General features: G+C 55.6%; 16 protein-coding genes. 8 read left to right on the top strand and 8 right to left on the bottom strand.

Annotated features, from left to right (window positions below; all coding sequences use genetic code 11):
* Positions 1-246 precede the first annotated feature (246 nt).
* Both IPP35_09570 and IPP35_09575 read right to left on the bottom strand, forming a co-directional pair.
* Complete coding sequence (locus IPP35_09570; GenBank protein ID MBL0059339.1) at positions 247-840, bottom strand: ThiF family adenylyltransferase; 594 nt, start codon at positions 838-840, stop codon at positions 247-249.
* Entirely contained in the window at positions 837-1,154 is a 318-nt protein-coding gene (locus IPP35_09575) for a ThiF family adenylyltransferase (protein ID MBL0059340.1), read from the bottom strand. Before IPP35_09575 ends, IPP35_09570 begins: the two co-directional genes overlap by 4 nt.
* 196 nt (positions 1,155-1,350) lie before the next feature.
* Between IPP35_09575 and IPP35_09580 the strand changes: the two genes are divergently transcribed.
* On the top strand, positions 1,351-3,267 hold the full coding sequence (locus tag IPP35_09580) for a hypothetical protein (GenBank protein ID MBL0059341.1): 1,917 nt from the start codon (positions 1,351-1,353) through the stop codon (positions 3,265-3,267).
* A gap of 37 nt (positions 3,268-3,304) precedes the next feature.
* Here IPP35_09580 and IPP35_09585 read toward each other — a convergent pair whose 3' ends face one another.
* The gene (locus tag IPP35_09585; GenBank protein MBL0059342.1) at positions 3,305-4,165 is read right to left on the bottom strand and encodes a ThiF family adenylyltransferase; all 861 of its coding nucleotides are present in this window, start codon (positions 4,163-4,165) and stop codon (positions 3,305-3,307) included.
* 371 nt (positions 4,166-4,536) lie between these two features.
* Between IPP35_09585 and IPP35_09590 the strand changes: the two genes are divergently transcribed.
* The 5 genes from IPP35_09590 to IPP35_09610 all read left to right on the top strand — a co-directional run bounded on the left by IPP35_09590 (position 4,537) and on the right by IPP35_09610 (position 11,681).
* The gene (locus IPP35_09590; GenBank protein ID MBL0059343.1) at positions 4,537-6,453 is read left to right on the top strand and encodes a hypothetical protein; all 1,917 of its coding nucleotides are present in this window, start codon (positions 4,537-4,539) and stop codon (positions 6,451-6,453) included.
* Positions 6,443-8,272 carry a PorV/PorQ family protein gene (locus IPP35_09595; protein ID MBL0059344.1) on the top strand — a complete coding sequence of 610 codons (1,830 nt, stop codon included), beginning with the start codon at positions 6,443-6,445 and terminating at the stop codon, positions 8,270-8,272. Before IPP35_09590 ends, IPP35_09595 begins: the two co-directional genes overlap by 11 nt.
* A 133-nt stretch (positions 8,273-8,405) precedes the next feature.
* On the top strand, positions 8,406-9,806 hold the full coding sequence (locus tag IPP35_09600) for a HAMP domain-containing histidine kinase (GenBank protein ID MBL0059345.1): 1,401 nt from the start codon (positions 8,406-8,408) through the stop codon (positions 9,804-9,806).
* Complete coding sequence (locus IPP35_09605) at positions 9,803-10,492, top strand: response regulator transcription factor (protein ID MBL0059346.1); 690 nt, start codon at positions 9,803-9,805, stop codon at positions 10,490-10,492. The genes IPP35_09600 and IPP35_09605 overlap by 4 nt, the downstream gene beginning before the upstream one ends.
* Before the next feature lie 181 nt (positions 10,493-10,673).
* Positions 10,674-11,681: a transposase gene (locus IPP35_09610; GenBank protein MBL0059347.1), complete on the top strand. Its 1,008-nt coding sequence runs from the start codon at positions 10,674-10,676 to the stop codon at positions 11,679-11,681.
* A 24-nt stretch (positions 11,682-11,705) separates the two neighbouring features.
* Here IPP35_09610 and IPP35_09615 read toward each other — a convergent pair whose 3' ends face one another.
* Genes IPP35_09615 through IPP35_09625 form a run of 3 tightly spaced genes read right to left on the bottom strand, consistent with a single transcriptional unit; the run spans position 11,706 to position 12,517 of the window.
* Positions 11,706-11,855 (bottom strand): transposase, encoded by a 150-nt coding sequence (locus IPP35_09615; protein MBL0059348.1) that lies wholly within the window; start codon positions 11,853-11,855, stop codon positions 11,706-11,708.
* A 12-nt stretch (positions 11,856-11,867) separates the two neighbouring features.
* A complete protein-coding gene (locus IPP35_09620; GenBank protein MBL0059349.1) occupies positions 11,868-12,164 on the bottom strand; it encodes a transposase in 297 nt (98 codons plus the stop codon).
* Positions 12,161-12,517, bottom strand: a complete 357-nt coding sequence (locus IPP35_09625; GenBank protein ID MBL0059350.1) for a transposase — start codon at positions 12,515-12,517, stop codon at positions 12,161-12,163. The genes IPP35_09620 and IPP35_09625 overlap by 4 nt, the downstream gene beginning before the upstream one ends.
* Before the next feature lie 398 nt (positions 12,518-12,915).
* Between IPP35_09625 and IPP35_09630 the strand changes: the two genes are divergently transcribed.
* Entirely contained in the window at positions 12,916-14,016 is a 1,101-nt protein-coding gene (locus IPP35_09630) for a hypothetical protein (protein ID MBL0059351.1), read from the top strand.
* Between the two features lie 100 nt (positions 14,017-14,116).
* On the opposite strand, the gene IPP35_09635 is transcribed toward IPP35_09630, so the two are convergent.
* Both IPP35_09635 and purE read right to left on the bottom strand, forming a co-directional pair.
* Positions 14,117-15,115 (bottom strand): hypothetical protein, encoded by a 999-nt coding sequence (locus IPP35_09635; GenBank protein ID MBL0059352.1) that lies wholly within the window; start codon positions 15,113-15,115, stop codon positions 14,117-14,119.
* Between the two features lie 713 nt (positions 15,116-15,828).
* Entirely contained in the window at positions 15,829-16,320 is a 492-nt protein-coding gene (gene purE, locus IPP35_09640) for a 5-(carboxyamino)imidazole ribonucleotide mutase (GenBank protein ID MBL0059353.1), read from the bottom strand.
* Positions 16,321-16,386: 66 nt separating this feature from the next.
* Here purE and IPP35_09645 point away from each other — a divergent pair, with 66 nt between their 5' ends.
* Complete coding sequence (locus IPP35_09645; protein ID MBL0059354.1) at positions 16,387-17,130, top strand: Crp/Fnr family transcriptional regulator; 744 nt, start codon at positions 16,387-16,389, stop codon at positions 17,128-17,130.
* The last annotated feature ends 72 nt before the right edge of the window (positions 17,131-17,202 follow it).

Here is a 17,202-nt window from a genome sequence, read left to right on the forward strand (position 1 = left end):
ATTGACTTTCCCGTATCTCTTCAGCCGCCCGTTGCATCCGACGGAGCATGCCTTTTGGAGTGGCCCCATGGATGGGGCCACCGTTTTCCGGGGCGAGTTCTTCTAATGGAAGACCGCCCGAAAAATCGGGCAACCACAAAAATCGCTTCGGAACACTAAAGAGACACACTTCCCCCGCGTAAGAAGCGCCCGTTCTTTGAGGTTCTGAAGATCGCGGCCCGGGCGGGCACGATGGGTTTGCCCTTTTTACGCGCAGGCCATTTTGTTGGCGATTTGGTCGAAGAGGTTGACGTAGATCATTTCAGGGGCCTGTTTGACGGGGAGGCCGGCGACGATGCGGTAAACGATGGCACCCGCCAGGGATCCCACCGCGAAAGCGCCGGGAGCGACTTGGGACGCCGGGCAGGGTTTGCCGTCCGCCATGATCGTCAGCGCTTTGCTCACCGCATAGAGCACCGAGGGGTCCAGTTTGTCTTTGATGCCCATGAGGAATTCCTTAAACACGTCCAAGTAGCTCAGGTGGCTGACGGATCCCTCCGCCGGAAGGCCGAATAGCTCCCGGCAGGAGACTTCCTGATCTGGGGCGAAATAGTAAGCGATGGCTCCCCAGCCCGCGGCCAGGGCGGTGACGATGGGTTTGCCTTGCCGGCGGCTTTCGTCATGGAGGCGAACGATGGCCGGGAGGTCCAGAAAGTCCACCGTGTCGAAAACGATGTCCGCCCGGCCCACCAGCTCCGCGGTGTTTTTCTCGTCCAAATAGGCGTGGACGGCGTTGATCTCAACGTCCGGGTTGATGGCCCGAAGACGCCGGGCCAGGGCCTCCACTTTCGGTTGGTTCACGTCAACGGCCTCGTAGGTTTGGCGGTTGAGGTTGTGGGAGCCACGGTGTCGCCGTCCACCAGGATGAACTTCTCAAACCCCAGCCGAACAGCCGATTCTGCGAAGGTGCTTCCCAGGCCGCAACCGGCCACTAAAACCCGCGTGTTCCGGATCCGGTCCTGCACGTCGGCCGTCACATAGTCTTTGTTCCGGAGAGTGAACATTTCATAGCGACGGTCGGGGTTGGAGTCGGTCGATGTCGGAGAAAAGTCCTGGGCCACATTCGAGTCGGCGAGAATGGATTCGATGGTCTGGGGTTTCGGCGTGTTTTTCATGGCGTTCCTCCTAGTTTCGGCCGGTGCTCCGGTCCGGTTTGCCTACAACACCAGTCTAGCGGGTTGAGGATACACGCCCATCAAATCTTGGTTACATCTGTGTTACACTTTTCAGGGACGTTTGACCCTTCAAATCCCTTGCAATACGACTTATTTCGTCTATACTAAAGGTGTCGTCGAATAAAGGGGCGTTAAGATGATAAACCTTCGTTGGTCGAACATTGTGGGGGGAATAGCTATTTCATTGGCTTTCCCTGTCTTGGGATCCTCCACCGTTTTATCGATTGACAACGGCGATCAGAACGCCACCATTTTCAATGACGAAACCTATGACAACAGTGATTATAAAGGGCTGGCGGGGGATTTCGACGGGGACGGGCGACGGGATTTGGGGCTCCATACTCATTACGGAAAATTATTTCTTCTATTAAATGGGCAAGCCGGGTGGGGAAGTGCGGCTTTCCTGAAAGGTCTAATCAACACTCGTATTAGTGTCTTGGGTTTCGATTTCCTTGTGGCCGACATTAATGGCGACCATAAAGATGACTTAATTACATTGAATCGAACCTTCGTATCCAGCAACTCCGCCACCGATTGCGAAATTCAGGTGGTATGGGGTCGAAGCGTGTTTCCACCGACCATCGATGCCCCGGATCTGAGGATAGTGGGAAAGAGAACCATTTTTGGTTTTACTCCTTCCATGGCGGTCGGCGATATCAACGGCGACTCTTTTCCCGATATTGTCACCTCTTTGGAGAGTGGAACGGCCTATGTATTTTACGGGAAGGGGATTTTCCCCTCATCGTTGATCGACGTAAATGTTTCAACGCCCGACGTGACGTTTTCCTTCGTGACCTTTTCCTCACCGTACGAACCTTCACCCTGCGTCTTTTCGGCGGACATCAATGGAGATAATAAAAGCGATGTCATCCTCTCACCGAGAACTTCCCCCGGAGGGCGAGCGAATGTGGGTGAAATTGACATAATCTGGGGCTCCGTTTCCTTGCCGAGCCAATGGAATCTCGGTACCACGCCGCCAAATTTGAGCCTTTGGGGCGATCATACCTCCCGTTTTTATTCTTGTTCCATGGCGGGGGATTCCAATGGAGATCATCGGGCGGACCTCATCATTGAAGAAAAAGTGCCCGGCATTATTACAACGGTCTCCGCCAGGTATTTCTTGGATGGCGCTGCGGTTGCTGGAAAAAGCGGGACGCTCGATCTGCGGCCTGGGTCTGCTAATTCGGTGGCAACATCCTTGCTTCTGCGCATGCAACCACCCGCTTACGGCGATTTTGATGGGGATCAAAGGATGGACATGGTCGGGGATTTACAAACACCTTACATCACGACGATTGGCGGTTTTCTCACCTCTGACGCGGACTCTTTGGGCCCGCCCCTGCCAGGGACCGCAACCTTAACAGTGAATTCTCTGCTGGCCATCTCGCGAGTCATCATGCCGGGGGACATTAACGGCGATGGAATTTCTGACCTACTCCTTTACGGATATGACCCTAAATATTATGTTGGCGCCTATTCCAACACGTTCTTCGTTTTCTACGGTTATCGTCCCTTAAAAAATCCGACGATGCAATTAAACCCCCGTGACGAAGATTCCCGTCGGTTGCACGTGACCCTCCATTCAGAGGGGGACCCGGCGGAAATGTTCTTCTCCGGCGACATCGTTGACGATAAAAATAAATGGATTCCCTTCCAGACCACCTACGACCTGGCCCTCACGCCCGATCAGGGCCCAAAAACTGTCAGCGTTAAATTTCGCAACCGTTTTCGTCGGGAAAGCGACGTCGTTCAACAATCCCTGTCTTTAACCGTGACCGAGACCAGGTTGACTGTTATTACCAACCGCGTCGGCAACGGCAAAAAGGCCATCTTCGATTTCCGCTTCGCCGCCCCGACCCGCGTGCGGGCCCGAATTTACGACAACCAGGGGCGGGAGGTGAGGGAATTGATCAATCAAGACGTCCCCGCTGGCCTGATGACCGTGGAATGGGACGGTTCCTCCATCGGGGGCCAGAGGGTCTCCCCCGGCGTTTATATCCTTGTGGCCGAGGTGGGCGGCGAGGTCTTGCGAAAGAACCTATTGGTCCAGTAACCCGCTCCCCCTTCGTCGTCCCGATTCTTTATGCCTTTTACTGTTCAAACGATTTTTGGCCGGCGATTTGGTCGAAGAGGTTGACGTAGATCATTTCAGGAGCCTGTTTGACGGGGAGGCCGGCGACGATGCGGTAAACGATGGCACCCGCCAGGGATCCCACCGCGAAAGCGCCGGGAGCGACTTGGGACGCCGGGCAGGGTTTGCCGTCCACCATGATCGTCAGCGCTTTGCTCACCGCATAGAGCACCGAGGGGTCCAGTTTGTCTTTGATGCCCCTGAGGAATTCCTTAAACACGTCCAAGTAGCTCAGCTGGCTGACGGATCCCTCCGCCGGAAGGCCGAATAGCTCCCGGCAGGAGACTTCCTGATGGGGGGCGAAATAGTAAGCGATGGCTCCCCAGCCCGCGGCCAGGGCGGTGACGATGGGTTTGCCTTGCCGGCGGCTTTCGTCATGGAGGCGAACGATGGCCGGGAGGTCCAGAAAGTCCACCGTGTCGAAAACGATGTCCGCCCGGCCCACCAGCTCCGCGGTGTTTTTCTCGTCCAAATAGGCGTGGACGGCGTTGATCTCAACGTCCGGGTTGATGGCCCGAAGACGCCGGGCCAGGGCCTCCACTTTCGGTTGGTTCACGTCAACGGCCTCGTAGGTTTGGCGGTTGAGGTTGTGGGGAGCCACGGTGTCGCCGTCCACCAGGATGAACTTCTCAAACCCCAGCCGAACAGCCGATTCTGCGAAGGTGCTTCCCAGGCCGCAACCGGCCACCAAAACCCGCGTGTTTCGGATCCGGTCCTGCACGTCGGCCGTCACATAGTCTTTGTTCCGGAGAGTGAACATTTCATAGCGTCGATCAGCGCTAACCGGGGTCAATGCGGGAGGAAGGCGGTGTCCCGCCATCAGTTGGATTTTTCCCCAAGGGTTCGCGCACGCCTTGAGAAATTTGCGAAAAACATCAGCCAAAACGGAGGAGCCCATGGGAGACCCATAGTATTTAAAAATTATCGAGCGGGCAATAATATCTATGCTCGGCGAGGATAGAATCGATCGCCTGGCGCTTCAGTGATTTTCCTGGTGTTTCTCCTGGTTTCGGTCGATGTTTCGGTCCGGTTTGTTTACAACGCCGGTCGAGCGGGTTGGGATACAGCCCATTGTCTTTTGGGTAGGCGCGCGTTGTACTTTTGAGGAACATATTCCCAACGAAAAACCTTGCAGAAACCGGTATCGGGGATATACTAAACCGAGTATATAGAATGGGGGGGGGATCTGACGTGAACGCCGTTCATAGGTTTCTTTTTAGCCTGGGAGGGTGGGGCTTCTTAGCGGCTTTTCCTGTCCGAGGACATTCGGCGACCTATTTCATCAACAATAAAGACCAGAACGTGACCATTTATAATGATGAAACGAGCGACCTCGGGAACGGGAACGGTGCCCTGGCGGGGGATTTTGACGGAGACGGACGGAAAGACCTCGCCTTCCTGTTCCCATCGTCAGGCAAAGTAGTTCTTCTCTTAGATTTTCAGCAGGGGCTGGGATCCACGGCGCTCCTCAAAAGTTTAATCGACACGCGAATCAATGCGCCGTCGATCATTGACTGGAAAGTCGCGGACTTAAATGGAGATAAAAAGGACGATTTTATCCTGATGAAAAGCACCCCCCTGCCAAACAACTCGGCCAGGGATTCTGAAATTCAAGTGTTTTGGGGGCGCGGCGCGTTTCCGCCCAATATCGATACCCCTGACCTGAGGATTGTCGGAAAAAGAGCCTTATACGGTTGCACCCCTTCGTTGGCCGTGGGCGATGTCAACGGGGACTCTATGGCCGATATCGTCTCTGCTTTGGATAATGGAACGAAGGCTTATGTCTTTTATGGAAGAGGAGTTTTTCCATCGTCGGTGATCGACTTAAATGTTGCGATGCCAAGTGTGACTTTCACCCGTCCGACGGGTTCAATCGCGGAATATAATATTCCGGCCCAGGTGGCGGACATCAACGGGGACAACATCAACGACATCATCCTCTCTTTTCAACTTGCCGATCCCGGTGGACGGACAGATGCGGGAGAAATCGACGTGGTCTGGGGATCCACTTCATTGCCAAGCCAATGGGATTTCGGCTCGACCCCGGCGAATGTCCGCATTTGGGGGGCAGACAATTATTTTAGATATAACTGTTTCGCGAGCGCCGATTTCACCGGAGATCATAAGGCGGATCTCATTCTTCGATATAACTATTACAATGACTTATTGATAAACGGTCTTGAGGTGGCGGGCTATAGCGGTGTCCTTGATCTGAAGCCCGGGTCTTCGAATTCGGTTGTAACGACCCCTCTTTATTATTTTGGGGGAAGGAGCGGATTTGGGGATTTTGACGGCGATGACAAGAAGGACCGCTTCGGGGATTATGCGGGGAGTTTTTCCTCTACGATCGGCGGTACCCTCACTTCCGACGCCGTTGCCATGGGCTCTCCCTTCCCCTCAACCCCCACCTTCGTGGTGGGTTCATCCCACACGATCGGTGGTTTGTTCATGCCGGGAGATATTAACGGAGACGGCGTTTCAGACCTGTGTCTTTACGGTTATGACCCTGATTTCTACGTCGGCTCGATTCTCAATACTTTTTACATTTTCTACGGGTTTCGTCCTCTGAACAATCCGACCCTGCAATTACAGCCTCGGGACATTGACTCCCGGCGGGTTCATGCCGCCCTTCACGTGGACGGAAATCCAACTGAAATGATGTTCAACGGGAATATTACCGCGGACCTTAAAGGCCGGTGGATCGCCTATCAGACGACGTACGACCTGGTCTTGACACCGGATCAAGGTCCAAAAATCGTGAGCGTGAAGTTCCGGAACAGTTTCGGACGGGAAAGCCGTGTCGTTCAGCAATTCCTATCGTTGACCGTGACCGAAACCCGTATGACGGTGGTGACCAACCGTGCGCGCCGCGGCAAAAAAGCAGCCTTCGATTGCCGCCTCCCCGCACCAGCCCGCGTGCGGGCCCGAATTTTTGATACGCAAGGGCGGGAGGTCCGGGAATTGATGAACGAAGACGCCCCAGCGGGCCTCCTCACCTTGGAATGGGACGGAACCACCTTGGGTGGCGAATTAATCGCCCCGGGCGCTTACTCTCTCATCGTTGAAATCAATGGCCGCGTTGAACGAAGGAACGTTCTTGTCCAATAGAAATTTCTACATGATGAGGGTTCTTTGGGCCGCGGTTTTCCTGTTCGTGGCAGCGCCGGCGGCGGCTCTGTTTTCCGGAGGCGATCGCGGGTCCAGGGGCCCGGCCATTTTGAAAATGGGGGCGGGCGTCCGGGCGGCGGGATTGGGGGACGCTTATAGCGGGATAGCCGACGATCCCAGCTCTTTGGTCTGGAACCCGGCGGGGCTCAACCGAATGCCTCGCCAGGAAATTTTGTTCACTCATTCCGACTCTTATTTGAACCAGACCCACGACTTCCTGGGTTACGCCTTGCCGGTGTGGTGGGCAGGGGAGCGTCGGACCCTTGGATTGAGCCTAACGACGTTGGCGACACCCGCCTTCGATGTGGTGGAAGAAGAGCAATCTTTGGGGAGAGCCCACCCCCTGGAGAGTGTCGTGGGATTTTCTTTTGCCACGCCCTGGCGGGAACTCTCAGTGGGCGCCACGGCCAAAATTATTCAACAGCGAACATTTCAGGAGTCCGCCAGCACCTTCGCCCTGGACGGGGGAGTGCTGGGGCGATGGTTTCGCGGCCGGGCCACTTGGGGCGTCAGCGTCGCCAACATCGGAACCCCGTTGCGGATCGGGGATCGAACGGTGAAGCTGGCGGGCGTTGTCCGGGCAGGGATGGGTTATACCGTTTTTTCCAGGAAAACCCGTCCGCGCCAGGACGCCTTGCTTTTGGCGGCGGAACTGGAAGCCCCCTTTGACGACCGACTCAGTCCCCACGGCGGGTTGGAATATTCTCTCCGGGTCAAAGAAGGCGTTCGCGTGGCCCTTCGCGGAGGATTCCGCGCGGGAGCGGAGACCTTGACCTTTTCCGATGGGGCCCTGGTTCTGGGCGCCGGCGTGGAGATGGGGTCGTTTAAATTAAACTACGCCTTCATTCCCCACGGATCGCTGGGGGATTCGAACCGATTTGACATTGGCGTGGCGTTCGGCGGAGAACAACCGGAAGAAATCCGACAACGTGAACTCCTGGCGGAGGCCCGGGCTCAGGTCGCCGAGGGGAAACTCGTGAAGGCGCGGGAAACGATCGATGAGCTCCTCGTGCTTTCGCCCGGCCTTCATGCCGCGCGGGAGTTGGACCGGGAAGTGAAGGGCCGGTTTTCCGAAAGCATTGATCCCGAAACGCTTTTTAACCTTGGTTTTTTCGCTTACTCGAAAGGAGATTACGAACGGGCGGTGGACTTCTTCCGCAAACTGTTGGTGATTGAACCCGATCACGCGGAGGCCAAAGCGTGGTTGGCGAAATCAGAAGAAATCGCTACCGCCGACCGGGTGAAGCGGGTCAAAGAACAAGTGGATCGAGTTCGTCAGAGGGAACGAGGGGACAACCTCCGTCAAGCGCGTGAAAAAATGGTTCGGGGAGAATGGCTGACCGCCCTGGAACAGTGGCGCCGGGTTCAAGTTTTGGGCGGAGACAGCCCTTCGGTGAAAGCCTCCATCGCCCAATGCAGGGAAGGCCTGTATGCCCAGGGCCTGGCGGCCCAGGGCCATGGGGACACGGAGGCCGCCCTGACTCTTTTTCGAGCTGTTCAAGAAGGCGGAGCCCCCTACAAAGACAGCGATCGGAGAATCTCGTCTATGGAAGCGGAATTGAAAAAGGAACGCCTCTCGCAGGCCTCGGAACTATACATCCAGGGTCTCGCGGCCTATAAAGGGGGCGACCTGGTGCGGGCCCGCGACCTCTTCCAAAGTTCCCTGGATGCGGTGGCCGACGATAAAACCACCCGCCGCGCCCTGGAACGCGTTGAAGAAGAATTAAAAAACATTGGAAAGAAGCCCTTGGGGAATTGATTCCTGGCGGAAGGTGACGGCCATGGATGAAAGCCTGATTTAATCGACGGAGGCCGGCTTCTTCCGGAATGGCGGCAGAGGGCTCGGAGATTCGGAATGATAGGGTTTCCCGTGAAGAAGGACATTGGACAACATGACCATACGCGCGCGCATAAGTCTCTTGATCGGATCCTTGCTGACCTTGGTGATCGCGGCCACGGGGACAGCGCTGTACGTGAGCGAGAGGGTTCTTCTATTGGAGAAAATGGAAGAATCCCGCCAGGGCCTTATCCGGCACTTCGCGCAATCCTGCCGCGACGCCATTGTCATGCACGATGATCTGGCCGCCATTAACGCCGCCGAATCCGTGAGCCGATCCCTCGGGGTCACCGAGGCGTTCTGCGCCGACGGGAAAAACCGAATTTTCGCTCACTCCCAAATGGGTCGTATCGGCCAAAACGACGACATGAAAGGCCCGGTGTCCCCGGACAGCCTTCGGCTCGTCCGGCAGATCGCCATGGGGGAAGGCCCCTCCGGCCGGGCGGTGATCCTTTTTTCTCGGGGGGCCTTTGACCAAACCATTCGGGAGGCCTTAAAGGAGACAGGACAACGCATCGCGGTGGTCACCGGAGCAGCGCTCTTTCTTGGAATGCTTGGGGCCTTCGTCCTTGCCAGAAGCCTGACACGGCCGATTCAGCGAATCGCAAAAGGCACCCACGAAATCTCACAGGGCCGACTGGACCACCGCATCCAACTCCCGCGCAAAGACGAGCTGGGGAGCCTCGCCCAGGATTTCAACCACATGGCAGAGAAACTCGGGGAGCTGGATCAGATGAAAAACGATTTCGTGTCCAACGTCAGCCACGAACTCCGGTCTCCCCTGGGCGCCATCGAAAGCTACGTCAACCTGATCACCGACGATTTAAGGAACGCCCGCACCCACAATACCATGGACCACCTCAACATCGTCCGAAACAACGCCACCCGTTTGCGCCAATTCGTCAACGATATTTTGGACGTCTCCAAAATTGAGGCCCGCGGGATGGAGGTGGTTAAGGAGAAGGTCAACGTTTTAGAAATGTTCAGCGAACTGATCCAACTCTTTGGGCCTAAAGCCCAGGAGAAGGCCATCCACCTGGCGCAAGAATCAGTGGACCCCGGTCTGGCCGTTAACGCCGATCCGGACAAACTCACCCAGGTATTAACGAACATCGTCAGTAACGCCCTCAAATTCACCCCTATGAGCGGGCGTGTGACCCTCACGGCCCGGGGAGGCGTGACATCTGCGGTGGATCCTCGTCTTCCAAACGGCCAATTTGTGAGCCTGGCTGTGATCGACACAGGCCCCGGAATCGCGGCCAAGGACATGGAGCGAATATTCAACCGATTCGAGCAGGTGGCGGAGGCCCGGGAAGAAGTGCATGGGCAGAAAGGGACAGGCCTGGGTCTGCCCATCACGAGAGGGTTGGTGGAGATTCACGGGGGGAAAGTGATGGTCGACAGTGAAGTCGGGCGGGGAAGCCGGTTTACGGTATATCTCCCGGAGGAAGTATGACCTCCTCCAGGATCCTGATCGTTGACGACGAACCTGATTTTGTCCGGTTTCTTGACGATGTTTTGAAGCCGGAGAATTTCGTGGTGACGGTGGCCGAGGACGGAGTGAAAGCACTGAAAATGGCGGCGGCTTCCGTGCCGGACCTGATTTTACTGGATTGGAACCTGCCGGGGAAAGATGGTATCGAGGTCTGTAAGGCTTTGAGGGCTAACCCGAAAACCGAGCATATCCCCATCATTATGTTGACCGCCCGGGGGCGGGAGACGGATACCGTGTTGGGCTTGGAAATGGGCGCCAATGATTTCATCACCAAACGCGCCCTTCGGCCGCGGGAGTTGATCGCCCGGGTTCGCACCGCCCTACGGAAGGCCGGGACCGGGGCGGGGGACGCGACGGAAATCCTTCGGTCCGGGGAATTGGTTCTCGATACGGCCCAACGAAAAGTTTGCGTCGGCGACCGGGAAGTGGACCTGAGGAGGAAAGAATTCGACCTGCTCTACATCTTCATGAAAAAAGCCGGGCGCGTGTTGACACGAAACTTTCTGACCGAAACCGTTTGGGGAGAACAATTTTTTGGCACGAGCCGAACGGTCGACACGACCATCGCCCGGCTCCGGGCTGAGCTAGGAAAGGAAGGACGCAAGATCGAAGCCATCCAGGGCGTCGGCTATAAATTCAATCAATAGCAATAGGGGACGTAGGCATAGGGGACGGTCTTTAGTTAATAACATATTGACGCAAATTCGCTGATCTCCTAAAATCGTGTTATGCCACGACAACGGCGGTTAGATGTTCCCGGAGGCATAGGGGACGGTCTTTAGTTAATAACATATTGACGCAAATTCGCTGATCTCCTAAAATCGTGTTATGCCACGACAACGGCGGTTGGATGTTCCCGGGGTTCTCCATCACGTTATCACCCGCGGCATTGAGCGGCGGAAGATATTTTTGGACAATCAGGACCGAATCGACTTCCTGGACCGACTGGAGATTGCTCTTGAAAAGACGGGGGGTCGATGCTACGCCTGGGTCTTAATGCCCAACCATGTTCACCTTTTGATACGCACAGGGAAAACGCCCCTAAGCGTCATGATGAGACGGCTACTGACCGGTTACGCGGTTGGGTTCAATCATCGACATCATCGGCATGGCTATCTCTTTCAAAACCGTTACAAATCGATCCTTTGCCAGGAGGATGCTTATTTTATGGAGCTGGTGCGCTACATCCACCTCAATCCCGTGCGGGCAAAGTTACTGGAAACCATGGAAAAATTGGACCAATATCCCTGGAGCGGGCATGGGGTTCTGGTTGGCACTCGGAAGGCTAAATGGCAGGAGAGGGGGGAGGTTCTGAATCGGTTTGGGAAAAGGGAATCTTCTTCAATCGCTGGCTACCGACAGTTTCTGAAAGAGGGTTGGGGAATGGGGCGGCGAGAGGACTTAATGGGCGGAGGTTTGCGCCGAAGCGCAGGTGGATGGCAAGCGCTCCTGGCCATGCGCCGGAACAAGGACTACCAGAGGGGAGATGAGCGAATATTGGGCGATGGCGATTTCGTCAACGAAGTGTTGAAGGCGAGCGAGGAAGCTCTGGCGGGAACGGAACGGTTGTTTCGGGAGGGCTGGACGTGGGAAAGGCTTGTCCAACGGGCCTGCGAGATCAACCGGTTGTCCCCCCAGGACTTGAAGCGCAAGGGTCGTAGTAACGCCATTTCCCAGGCGAAGGCGATGTTAACGGATGCAGGACTCCATCGGTTGGGAATGAAACAGAAAGATATCGCGGAACAGTTGGGGATATCCCAGGGAGCTCTCTCGCAAATTTATCGAGCCAACTTGCAAGGTATCGGCGATATATTATTATCTAAAGACCGTCCCTAACGCCATGGTTGATCAGAACCAGTCTCATAACGATCGACGATGGTTTTTGAGTTTACGGAGAGCGATCCGGATCATGGCCAGCGTCACAAAAGCCTCATAGGCCTCCAAAGAATGGTCATATCGCACCGCCACCCGTCGGAACGCATTGAGCGAAGCGAACGTGCGCTCGACCACATAGCGTCGCCGTTACCCTCGAGGCCCTTTGTGTCTTGGAAGGCCTGGACCTTGCCCATGTCGGTTTTTGCGCGAAATGCAGGGAATGGTCCCTTTCCGATGCAGGTACTGACGAAAAGCCCGACACGCATAGGCGCGGTCCCCCAGAACCTTCCCAAACCGTTTTCGGGGGCGTCCTCGTCCCACCGGAATGGCCACCCGGTCCAAGACCTTCGCCGCCAATTTGATCTCATGGGCCGGCCCTCGTTCCAATACACACGCCAGCGGGATCCCGTCCCGGTCGACAACGATCTCCCGCTTGGTTGTCAGGCCGCCTCGCGTGCGACCGACACAGCCGCCCCCCTTTTTGCTGGAGCGAAGCTACCGTCCAGAACCCCATGTGACAATTTCAGTCGCCCTCTTTTTCCCAACTGCCCGAGTAAGACACGCAACACCCGCGCCCAGACCCCTCGTTTTTGCCAGGCCACCAGACGCCGATGGCAACCTGCGGGCGATCCGTATTCCCGTGGGACATCCCGCCACCGGCATCCCGTCTTCAGCACGAACAGAATACCGTTCAACGTCTTCCGGTCATCCGTTCGCGGTCGGCCAATCCTCTGGCGCGGGAGTAGTGGTTTAATCCGTTTCCAGTCTCGATTCGATAGTTCGGTGTCTCGTTTCAAAGAACACGCTCCTTCCCTCGGCGGGGTTGGCCGCATGTTACATTTAATCAGGTTTTGTTGTCGACTCTTTCGAGACCAGCTCTAGTCAATCATGTCCCCAAATTGGTTTAATTGGTCCTAATTTCGATCGTCGTTGCCAGAAAACGAGATTTTAGACCATGATATTATCAGGGAGGAAAAGAATGAAAAAATCCTTTTGTGTGATCTTCTTTTTGTTGATTTTCTTTTTTGGGACCCATTCCGGATACTGTTTCACTCTTGCCGGCGATTTGGCCTCAAAAAAACCGGAGGTTGTGAAGAAGGCTCGGACACGATACGCCGCTTTGACGAGCCAAAAGAAAAAACAATTTGTCGATTCCCTGGCCAACAACCTCCGGTCGGATTATCCCAAAACTCAAATGAATGCCGCGAGAGCCTTAGGTAACATCGGTCCAGAAAAAGACGTGGTTCTGGCACTCCTCCAATTTTCCCATTATTTGGACAGTTCCACCGATGGGAGAAATGCTGTCGGTCAGGCCTACGTGGCCATGGGCGCCGGGGCCATCCCACCGCTCATAAGGTATCAAGGGACAGACCAATATCTCGAACAAGTTGTTTCAAACACGGGAAAACCCGGATTGCGGACCGTCGACATCGTTATTAAGAATCCTTCCGTTGTCGACAAGTTTTTTGGAAATCCAAGTCACCCCGACGAATTAACGAACTACCGTTACCGCGCCGTCGAGGCTTTGGGCTATTGTGGGCCCGATGCCGTTGACGCGTTGCCAACCCTGATTTCCCTTGTCAAGGAAAGGGTTTTTGTGGGGTCTATGTTCCCCGTATTGGAAAAAATGGGACCTGCCGCCCAACAAGTTGTTCCATATCTGTCTTCCGGATATCTCAAAAACAGGGAAGACTTCATTCTTCACAAAGACAGAGTTACGGCGGTTTTAAAAGCCATTGGCACTCCCGAAGCCCTGAACGCCATTAAGAAAATCGATCAAGACGAGAAAAGGATAATGGAATTTGAGAGGGTCCAACATGAAGCCAGAATGAACAAATTGGAATGGGATGTTAAAAACGGAAAAATCGAATCTTTGACAAACGAACAAATGAATGAGTTGACCAATTACAACAACCAGAAATTGAAGGACTTGGCAAAAAAGGTTAACGCCGTTTCTTGGGATGCTTTCATCGACGAAGCCGAGAGAAAAGGGCGTGGGGAATTGGGCAAGATGCTTCTCATGGGTGGAGAGGTAATCGATTTTGATTACATCAACAACGAGACCGTCATAACCCTGCATAAGGAAAATGTTCTTTCCCCATTCATCTGCAATTTTCGCGGAATGCTCAACCGGGATGATTTTATCGGGCGTTATGGACGATACAGTTTGGGTCTGGTTGGTCGTTACGATGGGATTATCACTCTTGGTTCGAAACTGAACCCAACGAGATGCGGAAAAATCCGGATTTACGCCATCCAGTTGGGGCCGCGCCTTTTTGTATCGAAAAAATTGTGACGACGGTCGATTTGCCCAGCGGCAGGGAAACCGCATGCGATAGGGCAACAGGGGAAGATCACAACGTCCCCTATTGGGGGATCTCCATGAAAAGGGGCGACTACCACCGGACGTAGGCGCGCAGGACCGGGCCGTAACGCATTAGTTCGGCGCGGGGGTCGAGGCCCACCTCGGTGGGCGAGCTGGCGCCTCCGCCGAAGGAAACGGCGGTGGCGCCCATGAATTCGTAACCGGCGCCGAGCGATAAACGGCCCTGGCCGAGGCGGCCGGTCCAGCTGAGGCCCATGCTCACGTTGTATTCGATCCAGCCGCTAAATAATTTGTCGTCCACGGGCTGGCGGTTTCCGTTCAGCTGGGAGGCGGCGGCCAGGGCGTCTTTTCCCACGCGTATTTGTCCCAAACCCGCGCGGTCTTCCGTGGCGAAAAATATGCCGAACCCTTTCACCTTCATTTTGGCTTCCATCGAATCCTCGTAAAGCATGGAACTGGCGAAGGTGTCGAACCCAAAAAGAAGGTCATAGAACCGTCCCTGAAAGTCCGGATCAAAAACAGGCGTTCCCAGCACCTGATTCTCCTTTTTCCCGGGGGTCGTCATGGTTTGCATTTCCACGGGCATTTTGAGGCTCGTGTACCCCAGGCCGAAATACAAAGGCGTACGCATTTTTTTCGGTTGCAACCAATAAAGTAAATCCACATGATTGAAGGTGTTGTCAAAAGCCACGGTGTCCGTTTGGCCGGTCCCCAGCGCTCCATCCCAGGACGCCACACCGCGCAGGCGGCCGGTTTGCACCCGAAGATAGGTTTTTTTGAGCCCCAGGTATCCCGTGATACGGTTCACCTCCCCCACTTCGTTGTTATCCAGGTCCACGTTGACGCCGGCAGAGAGGCCCAATTTTTTTTCACATAACGTGCCCTCGACGCGGGTAAACGCCGTGTTGTCGAAATCCAGCGAAAGGTGTTCATTGAACCCCATCAGATTGTCCCCCCACTTCGCTGCCACCTGGGAGTAGCCTCCGGCGACCTCCACCACCGATGCGCGCGCGGCGCTCCCGGAAACCATCAGCAGTCCTGCCCACACCAAAACGTGTTGTCGTTTCATTGGCTCCTCCCTTCCAGCTGTCCTGTGGGCCAGTATGGGTCCCGAACGGCCAGCGGTCAAGGCTTCTGTTGACGGGGGGTTACGGGTTGCCAACATTCCATTTAGTGTTTTTTATGGAGAAATGCGGGAACCCATCTTGAAAGACGGTGTCTCAAAGGGGCTGTTTAATTAAATTTAGGGAGGCTCTTATGGCCCGGTTTCTTCATCCGCTTGAACAAAATAAAAATAGCGTCCCCCTGTTCGGCCGACTGGGGTGCCATGACGGGGAATGAGCGGGTTCGGTTTTGTGGAAAGTGCCGACTTAATGTTTACAACCTTTCGGGGATGACGCGGGGGGAAGCGGAAACCCTCCTTGCCCAGCAAGAGGGACGCCTGTGCGTGAGGTTCTATCAACGAAAGGACGGATCCATTATCACCCAAGACTGTCCGGTGGGGGTGCGGGCCTATCGATTGGCAAAGGCCGCTTTAGCCGCGATTTTCGCGGCGGTTTTTGGACTTCTCTCCGCCTGGGGCGTCCGGCGACATGTCGCTCAAAAAAAGCCGGACCCCGCCGTTAGATCAGGGTTGATGGGTGAGGTGTATATTCCTCATGCGACGATGGGAAAGCCCATTCAAAGAAGGTAACGGCATCGCCCCTTCCCCACCTTTTTGGAATCCATGGGGCGACACCTCAAGGGATTCCGTCCCGCTCCCTGCTGACGCCCTCCGCGCGGTTAGGGTGAGGGGAGTTTGCTCTGGAGGACCTTGCGGGCTTGGGCGGCTCGGTAATCGACGATTTTCTTTCGGAACTCGCCGTGTTTGTTGGCCAAAATGGCGATGGCCAGAAGGGCGGCGTTGATGGCCCCGGCGCGGCCGATGCCGAGCGTTCCCACGGGAATTCCGCCCGGCATTTGCACGGTGGAGAGGAGGGAGTCCATTCCTTTCAGCGCGGCGCTTTCCATGGGGACCCCCAGGACCGGAAGCGTTGTGAGCGAGGCCACCACGCCCGCGAGGTGGGCGGCGCCGCCGGCGCCGGCGATGATCACTTCCAGACCCCGGGCTTCCGCGCGTTCCGCGAAGGCTTTGGTTTCTTTCGGGGTGCGATGGGCCGAGAGGACTCGGCATTCGTGCGGAACATCAAAATCTCGGAACACGGCGGAGGTGTGTTGCATTGTTTCCCAATCGCTTACCGAACCCATCAGAACGGCCACCAGCGGTTTTTTCATGGAATCCTCCTTGGGGGGACCTCCATTGTAGAAAATCAAGGCCTTCTTCAGGAACGGCTTTCCAATGTGTATAATGAAATCTCCATGGCGCTCAGTGTCGAGAAGCCCGTCCACTGCGAATCGTGCCCGACCCGGCTGGAGGGTGTTTTCAACCGGCTCTCCCGCGATCGGTTGCGCGAGTTGGACCAGTGCAAGGCCGATAATTTGTTCCGGAAGGGTCAGGTCCTTTTTTACGAGGGCAACCCGGCGTTGGGCGTCTATTGCGTCTACGAAGGCCAGTTGAAACTTTACAAGTCCGGAAGCCAAGGACGGCCCCAGATCATCGGTATCGCCAAGGCGGGGGCCCTCGTGGGCCATCGGGCCGTGTTGACGGACAAACCCCACAGTTTCAGCGCGGAGGCCCTGGGCGACGCGCGCGTGTGTTTCGTGGAACGACGGACTTTTCTATCGATGTTGTCGGCGAACCCCGTCGTGGCGGAGTCGCTTCTTAAAAGACTGGCCATGGACCTTGACGCCGTTGAAGATCGTCTGATGGACTTCGTTGAAAAGCCGGTCCTGGTTCGGTTGGCTCGCCTGCTCTTGACCTTGAAAGACATCTACGGAAAACCTTCCCAGAAAGGAACCGAGATCGCCCTTTTGCTCACCCGTGAAGAAATCGCCGAAATGATCGGGACCACCCAAGAAACCACCATCCGGCTTTTGAGCCAATTCAAGAAACTGGGTTTGGTTCGACTCGATAAAAAATCCATCACTCTGCTGGACCCGGACGGGCTTTCCCGCCTGGTCAATCCGCCCTCCGAACGCACCTGACCCCGGTCACCCCCGGCGATGAGCCGGATCATTGCTCCTCTCCCTTGAAGGCGATAGACTCGAAACGTCAAA

The sequence above is a fragment of the Elusimicrobiota bacterium genome (genome assembly GCA_016721625.1).
Lineage (GTDB): Bacteria > Elusimicrobiota > Elusimicrobia > FEN-1173 > FEN-1173 > JADKHR01.

Bases quoted from the DNA above. Each gene is read 5' to 3' on its own strand.
- IPP35_09575 (MBL0059340.1), bottom strand. From the start codon at position 1,154: ATGAAAAACACGCCGAAACCCCAGACCATCGAATCCATTCTCGCCGAC.
- IPP35_09605 (MBL0059346.1), top strand. From the start codon at position 9,803: ATGACCTCCTCCAGGATCCTGATCGTTGACGACGAACCTGATTTTGTC.
- purE (MBL0059353.1), bottom strand. From the start codon at position 16,320: ATGAAAAAACCGCTGGTGGCCGTTCTGATGGGTTCGGTAAGCGATTGG.
- IPP35_09585 (MBL0059342.1), bottom strand. From the start codon at position 4,165: ATGGCGGGACACCGCCTTCCTCCCGCATTGACCCCGGTTAGCGCTGAT.
- IPP35_09610 (MBL0059347.1), top strand. From the start codon at position 10,674: ATGCCACGACAACGGCGGTTGGATGTTCCCGGGGTTCTCCATCACGTT.
- IPP35_09635 (MBL0059352.1), bottom strand. From the start codon at position 15,115: ATGAAACGACAACACGTTTTGGTGTGGGCAGGACTGCTGATGGTTTCC.
- IPP35_09630 (MBL0059351.1), top strand. From the start codon at position 12,916: ATGAATGCCGCGAGAGCCTTAGGTAACATCGGTCCAGAAAAAGACGTG.
- IPP35_09600 (MBL0059345.1), top strand. From the start codon at position 8,406: ATGACCATACGCGCGCGCATAAGTCTCTTGATCGGATCCTTGCTGACC.
- IPP35_09580 (MBL0059341.1), top strand. From the start codon at position 1,351: ATGATAAACCTTCGTTGGTCGAACATTGTGGGGGGAATAGCTATTTCA.